Source organism: uncultured Butyricimonas sp. (assembly GCF_959596855.1).
Taxonomy (GTDB): domain Bacteria; phylum Bacteroidota; class Bacteroidia; order Bacteroidales; family Marinifilaceae; genus Butyricimonas; species Butyricimonas muris.
Window position 1 is genome coordinate 1 of record NZ_CAUFYA010000079.1, and the last position, 10,984, is coordinate 10,984.

13 protein-coding genes are annotated in these 10,984 nt (G+C 45.5%); all 13 read left to right on the forward strand.

The window, feature by feature from the left end:
- Window positions 1-252: hypothetical protein (locus Q5866_RS20250; RefSeq protein WP_303182156.1), on the forward strand; the 252-nt coding region annotated here is incomplete at its 5' end.
- A complete protein-coding gene (locus tag Q5866_RS20255; RefSeq protein ID WP_303182158.1) occupies window positions 240-557 on the forward strand; it encodes a head-tail adaptor protein in 318 nt (105 codons plus the stop codon). The genes Q5866_RS20250 and Q5866_RS20255, both read left to right, overlap by 13 nt.
- Window positions 554-799, forward strand: coding sequence for a hypothetical protein (locus Q5866_RS20260; protein WP_303182159.1), 246 nt, complete (start codon window positions 554-556; stop codon window positions 797-799). Before Q5866_RS20255 ends, Q5866_RS20260 begins: the two co-directional genes overlap by 4 nt.
- Window positions 786-1,076 (forward strand): hypothetical protein, encoded by a 291-nt coding sequence (locus Q5866_RS20265; RefSeq protein ID WP_303182161.1) that lies wholly within the window; start codon window positions 786-788, stop codon window positions 1,074-1,076. The genes Q5866_RS20260 and Q5866_RS20265 overlap by 14 nt, the downstream gene beginning before the upstream one ends.
- Before the next feature lies 1 nt (window position 1,077).
- Entirely contained in the window at window positions 1,078-1,431 is a 354-nt protein-coding gene (locus Q5866_RS20270; RefSeq protein ID WP_303182163.1) for a hypothetical protein, read from the forward strand.
- A gap of 1 nt (window position 1,432) precedes the next feature.
- Complete coding sequence (locus Q5866_RS20275) at window positions 1,433-1,858, forward strand: phage tail tube protein (protein WP_303182165.1); 426 nt, start codon at window positions 1,433-1,435, stop codon at window positions 1,856-1,858.
- Window positions 1,855-2,178 carry a hypothetical protein gene (locus Q5866_RS20280; RefSeq protein WP_303182167.1) on the forward strand — a complete coding sequence of 108 codons (324 nt, stop codon included), beginning with the start codon at window positions 1,855-1,857 and terminating at the stop codon, window positions 2,176-2,178. Before Q5866_RS20275 ends, Q5866_RS20280 begins: the two co-directional genes overlap by 4 nt.
- The gene (locus tag Q5866_RS20285) at window positions 2,175-2,489 is read left to right on the forward strand and encodes a hypothetical protein (RefSeq protein WP_303182169.1); all 315 of its coding nucleotides are present in this window, start codon (window positions 2,175-2,177) and stop codon (window positions 2,487-2,489) included. Before Q5866_RS20280 ends, Q5866_RS20285 begins: the two co-directional genes overlap by 4 nt.
- Window positions 2,486-4,567 carry a phage tail length tape measure family protein gene (locus Q5866_RS20290; RefSeq protein WP_303182171.1) on the forward strand — a complete coding sequence of 694 codons (2,082 nt, stop codon included), beginning with the start codon at window positions 2,486-2,488 and terminating at the stop codon, window positions 4,565-4,567. The genes Q5866_RS20285 and Q5866_RS20290 overlap by 4 nt, the downstream gene beginning before the upstream one ends.
- Window positions 4,568-4,569: 2 nt before the next feature.
- On the forward strand, window positions 4,570-7,881 hold the full coding sequence (locus tag Q5866_RS20295) for a hypothetical protein (protein WP_303182173.1): 3,312 nt from the start codon (window positions 4,570-4,572) through the stop codon (window positions 7,879-7,881).
- Between the two features lie 7 nt (window positions 7,882-7,888).
- On the forward strand, window positions 7,889-10,468 hold the full coding sequence (locus Q5866_RS20300) for a hypothetical protein (RefSeq protein ID WP_303182174.1): 2,580 nt from the start codon (window positions 7,889-7,891) through the stop codon (window positions 10,466-10,468).
- An 11-nt stretch (window positions 10,469-10,479) separates the two neighbouring features.
- Window positions 10,480-10,686, forward strand: coding sequence for a hypothetical protein (locus tag Q5866_RS20305; RefSeq protein ID WP_303182176.1), 207 nt, complete (start codon window positions 10,480-10,482; stop codon window positions 10,684-10,686).
- Between the two features lie 11 nt (window positions 10,687-10,697).
- Window positions 10,698-10,976, forward strand: coding sequence for a hypothetical protein (locus tag Q5866_RS20310; protein ID WP_303182178.1), 279 nt, complete (start codon window positions 10,698-10,700; stop codon window positions 10,974-10,976).
- Window positions 10,977-10,984 lie beyond the last annotated feature (8 nt).

Genomic DNA, 10,984 nt, shown 5'->3' on the forward strand with positions numbered 1-10,984 from the left:
GCGGAGGTTCGCGTGGACGGAAAGATCGTCGAGGGTGTGGACGTGGAGGGAAGTAGAATTATATTACCCGACATGAAAGGCGAAACGGTGGAAATTACCATCCAAACGGGATACAAAATATTGCCTTACGATATTCGTGCGGCTATCTTGTTAATGGCTGGAAAGTTATTTGACAACCCGTCGGATAGCGTTGAAAATTTACCTAAAGCATCTACAAACCTGTTAAAGCATTACCGGAGATGGGAGCGATAAACTGTGGTGAATTTACCGAGATGGTTACTTTCAAACGACTTGAAAGGACTCGTACAGGCACGGGAGCGGTAGACAAGAAGTACGTGGAAGCTGGGAAGGCATACGTTAAAATGGAGTACAAGACGATCGGCGAGGGTGCGGATGATACCAAGATTGCTTTGGCGAGCGTTATCGAGTTGACAACGTACATTTTAGCCGGGGTTGATAACACGTACCGGGTTGTTGTTAAAGGAAAGGAGTACGAGATTCTATCAGTGGTAGAGGTGAAACGACGTTACATGATCATAACGGCTAAATTGCTATGAAAGTAGAGGGAGAAGAGGAAGTGAAAAGAGTTTTTACCCGGATGATAAAAGATTACCCGACGAGGGTTGTCGCCGCCGGGATAAGAAAAGCCATGAAGCCGTTTACCGATCGATCAAAGGCGTTAAACCCGACGTTCGGACACTTGTACAAGGTTAAAGTGTTGAACAAGAAACGTAACATACCCGTGATAGTTGCCGGGGCATGGAAAGGTAAGAAAGGAGGTGGTAATGGGAAGAATTAGGAAAGGACAAACGAGGCGGACGCCTGTTAGGAGCAAGGGGGATAATTATATTTCCGAGTGGCAGAGAAATATTTGGGTGGAGTACGGGACGTTATCGAACCGGGCAAGAAGTCACAAGTTTAAATCTGCACGTCGAGAGAAGTCCCGACATTGGAAAGGTGGTATAAAACCCGCCTTAGCGGCAGAGAAAGCGTGGAATGAAACTCAATCTACTGTTATAGCGAATATTCCCAAGGAAGTAAAAAAGTCAGCGGAAAAGTACGACAAAAAGAAGTAACATGGGATTAGGTAATAGAATAAACGAGGTTTTGCATGGATTCGTGGACGTGTACCCGGAGATTGCCGATTTCGAGGATCAAGAAAATATCCCGTTACCTTTTGCTATCTATAAAATGAAACAAGAGGGAACGAAGACCAAGGATTCTAGTAGTTTCGGGAATTACTCGGTGAGCGTTTTACTGGTTTGCGAGGGATATGACGAGAGTCTTGTTATGACGGGTAAGGTCAGGGAGGCTTTATTATCTCTACAGGACAGGAACACGAACGTTACTTTTATCTCTTCCTCGGTAGACTTTGACGATGACGATAGGGCATACGTCACTGAAATAAATTTTACAATTAAAACATATTGAAATGAGTCAAATTAATGGTTATAACATCGTGTTCAAGGCGGGAGGCAAACTACTTGCCGGTACAACATCGAATACATTTAATATCACCCCGAAGGTGAAAGAATCCTTGACAAAGGAGGATCTAGGGACAACAAACAAAACCGTAACGGGTTACGATTCGGATTTCTCTGTCGAGGGAGTGATGGAATTGAACGAGGCGGAGCAAAAAGCGACTCGCTTGGATCGTGAAGATATTATCGACATGGTATTAGCCGGGGAACCGCTTGATTTTGTTTACGGTGACTTAGCGGAGGGAAGCACGAGAAGAAAAGGGAAGATGATTATTACCGCTTATTCTGAAAGCACTAACGCTGACGGTGAGGCGACCTATTCCCTGTCTTGCGCGTCTACGAGTAAACTTGAAAAAGAAACACCCGCGAGCGCATGAAAGAGACGATAACGATTAACGGGAAAGAATACCGGGTAGCGGTGAACTGGAACGCTATCCGGGACTATTGCCAACGAAAAGGGATAAAGGACTTGACCCAGATTGATAGTGTTCTATCCTTTAACATCGATGGAATGTTGACGATGGCGCATTGCTGTATTAAAGAAGGGGAAAGGTTGGAGGGGCGGCAGCTTGAAGAGACAGAAGAAGACTTGGGAGCAATGATGGCGCCGATGGAAATGACAGAGTTCGCGAAGTCTTACGTTAGGCAGGCAACGACCGGGATTGCCGTGGAAAGTACGGCAAAAAAAAAGCGGTGAGCGTAACGCTTGACGAGTATCTCGGGATCGCTCTTGGAATGTTGGGAATGGGTAGCGTGGAGTTTTGGGAAATGATTTTGCGTGATTTCTTCTTGAAACTCCACTACTTCAACAGGATGAAGCAACAAGATTATCAAGCGACCGCCGAATTGATACGCTTGCAGACGCTAACACTGGTAAACATTCAACTGGCATCAAAGGACAAGATAAAAGACCCGAAAAAACTTTGGCGTTTCCCGTGGGATGAAGAAGAAACGGAAAGAATAGATGATGATATTTCTAACGCGTTAAAATTGAGTAAACTGTTATGAGTGTAATATCGAGGTTAAAAGTATGGTTGACGGCTGACACGAAAGAATTTTCGGATCGGTTGAACAAGGGGAAAAAAGAGGTATCCGGTTTTTCTTCGGCGATGAAAAAGGTCGGGGGCGTTATTGCCGGGGCTTTCGCTCTTTCCTCGATAAAATCATTTTTGACGGAATGCCAGAACTTGTGGAAGGTTCAAGAAAAAGCTGAAAACAAGCTTGAATCTGTAATTAAGGCAACAGGTGGGGCGGCGGAATTGACCGCCGACCAGATGAAAAAATACGCTTCATCCCTGCAAGACGTAACAACCTACGGGGACGAAGTAACGATTGACGCGATGTCGATCATGGCAACGTTTAAGTCTATTAAGGGAGACGTGTTCAAGGAGGCTATAAAATCGGCACAGGACATGGCTTACGTGATGAACACTGACTTGAATCAAGCCGCTTTACAACTAGGTAAAGCGTTAGAGTCTCCTGAACTTGGCTTAAATGCGTTGAGACGGTCGGGAGTTTCTTTCTCGACGGAACAAATAGCGCAAATAAAGAAACTTGTGGCGGAAGGCAAGAAGCAAGAGGCACAGCTTATAATGCTTAAGGAGTTACAAACGGAGTTTGGAGGTGCCGCCGCGAATGCCGCTAACACGGCAACGGGAGCGACCGTGCAACTCTCGAACGCGTGGGGGGATTTGAAAGAAACGGTGGGAAAGGCTGTAACTCCTAGTATTGAAGCCATAAAATATTTGACAAAAGTGATACAAGCAAACAACGCTGTTATCGCTGATGAATCTATACCCACGTGGAAAAAATGGCTTGGTTATCTCGTCCCCGGGTTGAATAGACAAAACAGGATGCAAGCAGAAGAGGGTATTTACTTGAAAGAAATAAATGATAAAGAAATCAAGAACCTGAAATTGTATTCCTTGTCTCTTGAAGAGTTGAATGAAGCATTTTTGAAATGGAATAAAATAAATATAGATAGTAATTTTGATTATAATGAAACACTCGCGGCAATCGTTGAAGAAACGAGGTTACGCAAATCGGGTGTGGCTGCAATGACTGAACAGCAGAAAAAAGAAAAAGAGATTCAAGCTATGTCAGAGAAATCAATACAAGATATTGATGATAAGATAAATGCTTATAATGAATTGTACACGATAATTGATAAAAATGACAAAGTTTTTGCCGATTCGATAAAGAAAGAGATCGCTAGTTTACAGCAAGCTAAAGAGCAAATAAAGGCTTTGACAGTGGATGAAATCGCTAAAATGTCCGAGAATACATCCAAAGCAATAAGTGATAAAATAAAATCCTATCAGGGGCTTTTGAGTGCCGTTGAAATGACGGATCTAGCGAGTGCGATAGCCTATACCCGTGAAATAAACAGGTTGGAAACCCTGATAGCGAAAAACAAAGAACTTGTAAACGCTAAACTTCGGCAGGAGGTTGATGTTCCTGTTATTAAAGCACAACCATCTCTTGGTGTAGAAGGGGCATTGATAGATAATACGCCGTATTTGGCAGCTTTTCAGAAAATTATAGATCTCCCTAAAATATTGAAACCCGCAACCGGGGAATTGAGAAATCTTCAAGGAGAAATGTTAGATATTTCTAACGAGATAAGTGGTGCGTTTGCAAACATGGCAGTGGGAGTTGGAGAAAGTATAGGAGAATTGATCGCGGGTGGAGGGGGTATGGCGGGGTTCACGAAACTTGTCGGGGGAGCTTTTGCGGATATGGCGATACAAGTGGGAAGAATAGCAATTGGAGTTGGGATGGCAACAGAAGCGATAAAGGCTTCCTTGGTGAAATTAGGGGGATTAGGGGCAATTGCTGCAGGAGTCGCTTTGGTTGCTCTTGGAACTGCCGCAAAATCCGCACTAAGCAGTGTCGCGAACGGTGGTGGAGGTACATTTTCTTCTAATGCATATTCTAATGAATTGGATGTCAGGACTAAATCGGGGACTCTGGACAAGGTATCGCGAAGTGTAAACGTGGAAGTATCCGGGGAGTTCAAGTTGCAGGGAAACACTCTTGTAGCGGCAATAAACAAGGAAAATAGACGTAAAAATTTAACTACATAATTATGTACGGTACACGATATATATTACGGTTTGATTCCGAGAAGTATAAACATGATTATCGGATTGTAATAAAAGAGAAGGATTACACGGGGGAGGCTGAAAATAAGGCTCTTGGGGCGGCTCCTGTACTCCGGCGTGATGATTCTGACTCAGGAATTTCGGGTACTTCTTTGGAATTAAAGATACAGGCTGATACGGACGGGGAATTGACATCATTATACACGGTTGATAACAAAAAATTCCTCGTGGAGTTATACCGGAATGAAGTGTTGGTTTGGTGTGGTTATGTCTTGCCGGAAAAATACTCGGAGCCTTATATAGCCGTCCCGTATGACGTTAGTGTAACAGCATCGGACGGTTTGGGTATATTGAAAGATATTCCGTTCGCTTTAACCGGGGAGAGAACCTTGTTCGACGTGATAAAATATTGTTGCGATCAAACGTCACTTCCACTTGATTTTGAAATTATTTCCTCTCTCCGTGAAACAAGCATGAGCGAGAGTAACGTGATGCACGTGCAAAGTATCCTTGAGTCTTCCATTTTCTCGGGCAGAACTTGCTACGAGGTACTGGAATCTTGCATGACAAGCTTGGATTCGTTCGTCACGCAGCACGAGAATAAATGGTTCGTGGTGAAATACACGGATTTGGATAAAAAAAGCCTAATCTACAGTAATGCCGGGACGAAAAAGGGCGAACGCCTGTTGGACGTGGGGACGCTTGGAGCGATAGGGGATAATTTTTATCCTGTCGGGAATTTAGAGAAAGATATATTACCCGCTTACAAGAGCACGAAATTGTCATACGATTACGGGAAAAAACCATCTTTTCTCTCGAATTACGATTTTTCGAGTGAATTGAATAACTGGGAATACACGACGTTGCAAAGTCCCACTCGTGTTAAACATTTCACTCACGACGGAATGGGATTCGTTCGGATTCTCGGGAGGTCGGCAAACGGGGGAACGGCAGAGGAACCGAATTATATACGCCAGACGATAGATGTGGAGAAAACCAACTCGTCATCGACTTTTATAATCTCTCATGCCATGGGGAAAGGATTCGCGGAGGGCAACGGAGAATTTAACGTGCATATAAAACTGGCTTGTGGTTCAAAGACGCACTATTTAACCAAGTCCGGCTGGAGAACAACAAGCGAAGATATAGTGGTGTCATCGGCGTATCAATCGCAACATCTCGGTGATGGTGATATGTCGTGGGTTGATAGTTACACCGAGTTCAAGATTCTGGCAAATGGTTTCCCGGATAGTGGTAAACTAACCATTCAAATTTCGAATCCTGTCGTGACCACTCAATACAGGTTATATATAAATAAAGTAGTGGTGACGAATGACGTGACCACGGGAATTGATGTTGATGTGAATTTGAATACCAACGCTTCAACTTCTTACACGTCCATGGATATCGCTTTCGGGGATACGCCAATCGTCGCTAATGCCAAAAAGTTGTTTAACGGTATTCTTTGGGGTAATGGTGGTTTTACGCGAACATGGACGAACGGGAACAAGACAGACTCTTACCTGTACACGATTTTGAAATGCGTGTGTAGCCGGATCGGTTTTCCCCGGCAACAGCTTTCTGGAATTATCCAAGGAGAGAATTTGCAAACGTTCATGTTGACGAGGGATAAATACAGTAACTTGCTATTTCACGTGAAAGAAGCGTCCCTAAATTTGTTGACAGACGAGATGGATTGTACTTTAGAGCAGTTTATGCCTTATAGCGAACTGTCCGGGGAAACATCCGAATCGGCTAGAGCGACAGGAAACAGTAGCGAGTACCGTAGTAGCGGGGATAACGAGGTACGTGTTTACCAGAGCGGATCGGGAGTCCCGATGCGAATAAAAGACCTTTCACCAACCGAATTACAACCGGATAGCGTTATAGAGGTTGATCGCAACAATGCTCCTAAATCGGGCAAGGCGACCTTGCAGAAGCTGTTGGAATTTGTCCTTACGACCGGAGACGTGTGGACGAAAGAAGAATTGCAAGTAGTCGAGGGGTATATCTTGTACCTTGGCGAGAAGATCAAGGCAGGGGATTCTGATTTGTGGGCAGGTCATCATTTTGCGGACTATTTGAATCAACCCGTCCGGACTACCGACCCCGTGAAGTTCAAGAGCGTGATAGCGGACTATCTAATGTCAATAGATTTTGCTTCTGGATTGACGGGATTCAAGGTGGGTGTTGAAACCGAAGTAGATATATTGAAAGTCCGTAAATTCTTCGCGGCTGCCGAGTACCTCTTGAACCAAATAAGCCTCGTCGGTGATGAAGTAATCTTGACGGAAGGGGGACAGATAGATAGCGTGGAAGCGTTAGAGGGAGGTTATTATAAATGCATCCTCCGTGAAGAATCCGTGAGGACGGGTGAATTGAAGGTACATGACATTTGCGTTACCGATTTCAAGCTAGAGACGGGATTTCGAGTGATAAAATTCGAGATAACAGAAGTCGGTGACGGGGAGATAACGGTTTACCCGGAAGATCCCATGTACCCTCCCAAGCCGATGATGACCTTCAAGAGGATAGGTAATTTCACGGACACCACCAGACAGAACAGTATTCGTTTATCATCCCGTGACCAGATAATAGAGATGCAATCGGGTGTAGATACCTATTCCCCTACATGGAGAAACAGGGAGGTATTGATCGGGAAGATCGGTGATATGTTACCCCCGTCCTTGAATATACCGGAGCGAATAAGGCAAAAGGCGAGTATTTATGCCGCCAACATGATAGCATCCGGCAATTTCTACCAAGTTAGCCTTGACGGGGTGAGCCAACAAAGGGTACCTTGCTACAAGGGACTGTGGAGTATCGAGAAAGCCCCTTTCTTCTATTACGATCAGGTCACGGACGGTCACGTGAGGTACACGTGTGTCTATGAAGGAGAGAAAGGTACAACGGAAGAACCCCGGTTTGATTCTGATGTCTGGCAGGTTGCTGACGGTGATACAGCCTTGAACATGAAGATGTACAACAGTACCGGGTCGTGGGATTTCTGGGACAGGCTAGACATTTTATTTGACGCCTCTGTCGAGGTCTTCGCCGGGAGTAAGCCGATAAATAACCTCGTGAACGAATGGGAATGGTGGCTTGACACGGGAGACGCTGGATTTGATGCCGCTTGGAAGGCTGTTTATGGCTCGAGGACAGACACGCAACACGTGGACGGTAGCACGCTCCCGACTAACATGCAGACGGGGAGTCCCGTCCTGTTGTGGTGCAGGGCGAGGATTTATTATAAAGGCAAAACGAGTACAAACGAGGGATATTTGAATTTAAATTAATAATGACATGGCAAAGGCTTTAGCTAAAACACGAAAAAGGTACACTCCCCTTGACCTCGCTTATTCAAGGAGCGTTTCGGGGGCTTTAAACCAGACATACGACGCCAATTACCAGACTTACGATCCCGATCGAGGTCTTGTCCCGTTGGAAATTCTGTTCACGGTCAGGGCTACCGACCCGAAAGGCGTGATCGCTCCCGGTATAATTAACAGTAAATTGACGGATATAAGGTGGTACGAGAACGTGGTGGATGACGCCCATAATATTCTCGACAGTAACACGGCTTATATTATTGACCGTAACGGTACGACGGATAGTAGAGGAAAATTAACCGCGAGGAAGAATACCCCTCTTGATGGAGTGGTTTTGATCTTCACGGCGAAATACACCGACCCGAGGAACGGGAAAGTGGTGAACGTTACCGCCTCCATAACTCTTGGCGTGACGATATCGACGGAAGAGCCTTTAAGAGTTAAGCCGGGTTATCCTTTCGGGCAGGTTGTTGACCCGACGGAGCGGAGAGATATTATCGAGATTGATAACCCCCTTTTCGTGGGCGACCGCGAGTATGAAGGATCTATTTTCCGGTGGCAAAAGAAAGTGGGAAGTAATTACACGACAATCGCCGAGGGCGAGAGTGGCATCACGGGGACTTTCTCCGGGAAACTGAAAGTACCTTGCCCGGCAGTGGGGAAAAGGATGGATATAAGGTGTATCGCTGACGCTTTGCCCGATTTGACGGGAGTGAATCTTATCAGCAAGGCGATGATCTCCGATGACTGGAACGCGATATCGGCGGGCATAAGCACACCGGGGGAGGATGCTGACGGAGAATATTTAAAAATAAATGAAAGTTTATTATATAATACATTCAGGGAGAATGGCGTGCCTAAAGATGTTTTCTCTGGTAAGATAAAATACAAGACGAACCAGCGATACAGGCTTTCTGTACAGTGGAAGTGTTTAGGTTTATCATCGGCAGAAAGTAATGGTTTATATTTTATTATTAATTATTCCGATGGCAGTAGCATAAACCTAATATTACCTAAATCACAAACGACAAAAGCCGTTTATTCGGTTGTGACACCCCCCGGTAAAACTATAACTAAAATTACCACGACTTTTGGCTCGTATCAAGGCTCGTTAATTTACGACCTCCAACTCGTGGAGTACAACGGGGCTTCCAACTTGGTGACGGGCGGGGCGTTCAAGCGTGTTCCGGCTAGTGGTATAGCGACAGGAAACAGCTTTGGGACGTTTTATATTTCACCAGAAATAGCGGCACAATTGACGGTAGGCACGAAAGTAACCCTCTCGATCGAGGAGGTCAAGGTGTTGGCGGGTAATCTTTCGTCACTTTCGTTTAATATTATAGATGGGGTAAACTTGTCAACTGGAGTAGCTTTGCCCCTGTCAACCCTCAAGGCTACCCGCGTGATAATAGATAACCCAAACGCCACGGCCCGACCGCACATCAATATTTACGCGGGTGTATTTAATTCAGTGGTCGGAAACGCGGTGGAACTCCGTGGTGTAATGCTAGTTATTGGCGAAACCGCTTACAAGTACTCTCCCGCCGATGATGAATTTATTCCCGCCCTAGCGGATGGTGCGCCTCGCCCGGAGAATCCTTCAGAACGGGCGATAACGACAGACCACGTTCTATCGACACAATATCCCAAGTGTGATATTGAAGTTGTCGCCCCCGCTGAAATCCTTGACGAAACGAGTTTGTTCGGGGCAAGCGTGGTGATGCATTCTAACCGGGGGGATATCGTGAAGCCGGAATTGTACTGGGGTTTCCCGTGGAAGGATAAAACGGGGGCTGTCTTCGCTCGTGGAAGCAAGTTATTTATAAAGGAAGAACAGTTCGATAACGAGGAGTTCGATTACTCCGTTGAAGCCATCGAGGGGCTCGAGGAGGCTAAATGGGCGGCGAATTTTAACGGGATAGACCAGTACCTCGGTAATAATAACTCTATATCTCTATACCCGTGGGGGTATGGAAGCACGAGAACGCATGTCGTGGAATTTATCCTTGATGCATTACGAGATGGTAACATGCAGCAGGTAGTCTATTTATGTCACCAGACTTCCGGTGGCGTGGCTTACGGCTTTTCCCTCGCTATTACCACTGACGGGAGAATGCAATTTCGCGTGGGCAGGGAAGCTGGAGCGACACCTAGCCCCACCGTGTATTACGGCACGACCGTGGTTCAGCCCGGTAAATTGTACAGGGTTGAAGTGGCTATCGCCGTGGATGGGACATACTCCGCGACAGTGAACGGCGTACCCGAGGAATTTAAAGGGGTAGGTGGGGCAATCTACAGCAGTAGTCTCTTGAGAATTGGATTCGGTACTACCGGCTCGTATTTTAACGGCAAGGTACTCCGTTACGAGGTTTTCAACGCTGACAAGTCAGTTTACCACCTGTGGGATTTCCAGCCGACAAACGGCGATCGTGCTAATATGCTGAAAAACAAAAACGCTTATGGGGTCGTGTCCGGGACATTGAATCTTATCCCTTACAACATTCCCGGTATTGATGATGTTGATCCCGAGAACGGCTTTTTTGTAACAATTTAAATCTAAATACAATGGGAATACACAGTACAATAATCCTTCGTTCCAATCGTGAAGTATCTTATTTCGTTGCTTATGACGACGAGTTGGTAAGCAAAACAAAGGTTATCACGTTACAACTCGAACGTGACGTGAAAAACATGTCGCCAGAAGAGATCGAGATTAAGATTCGGGAACAACTCGGGAATGTATATATAAGATCAATAGGAAGAATTAATTAAATCTAAATACAATGAAACAACAACCCCTTTACATTTTTTGCGACACGGCTAAAGCAGCCAGGGCGGGAATATTGCAAGAATCTCGCCGCCGATCTCTTGACGGGACGATGGTTATCCTTCACGAGGATGATTTTAAACTCTATTTCCCGGTTATAAACGAGGAAACGGGAGAGATAGCCTTAACTCTTGAAGACAAGGTTAAAACGGTTGACGGGCGTGTCCTCACAACCGGGCAGGCGCAAAGGGAGATTTTAACGGACAAGTGGAACCCTGAAAACGATGAAGCATGAGTGAAGTA

Coding starts and splice junctions, on each gene's coding strand:
- Q5866_RS20260 (WP_303182159.1), top strand. CDS start 554: ATGAAAGTAGAGGGAGAAGAGGAAGTGAAAAGAGTTTTTACCCGGATG.
- Q5866_RS20270 (WP_303182163.1), top strand. CDS start 1,078: ATGGGATTAGGTAATAGAATAAACGAGGTTTTGCATGGATTCGTGGAC.
- Q5866_RS20310 (WP_303182178.1), top strand. CDS start 10,698: ATGAAACAACAACCCCTTTACATTTTTTGCGACACGGCTAAAGCAGCC.
- Q5866_RS20280 (WP_303182167.1), top strand. CDS start 1,855: ATGAAAGAGACGATAACGATTAACGGGAAAGAATACCGGGTAGCGGTG.
- Q5866_RS20300 (WP_303182174.1), top strand. CDS start 7,889: ATGGCAAAGGCTTTAGCTAAAACACGAAAAAGGTACACTCCCCTTGAC.
- Q5866_RS20290 (WP_303182171.1), top strand. CDS start 2,486: ATGAGTGTAATATCGAGGTTAAAAGTATGGTTGACGGCTGACACGAAA.
- Q5866_RS20305 (WP_303182176.1), top strand. CDS start 10,480: ATGGGAATACACAGTACAATAATCCTTCGTTCCAATCGTGAAGTATCT.
- Q5866_RS20265 (WP_303182161.1), top strand. CDS start 786: ATGGGAAGAATTAGGAAAGGACAAACGAGGCGGACGCCTGTTAGGAGC.
- Q5866_RS20275 (WP_303182165.1), top strand. CDS start 1,433: ATGAGTCAAATTAATGGTTATAACATCGTGTTCAAGGCGGGAGGCAAA.
- Q5866_RS20255 (WP_303182158.1), top strand. CDS start 240: ATGGGAGCGATAAACTGTGGTGAATTTACCGAGATGGTTACTTTCAAA.
- Q5866_RS20295 (WP_303182173.1), top strand. CDS start 4,570: ATGTACGGTACACGATATATATTACGGTTTGATTCCGAGAAGTATAAA.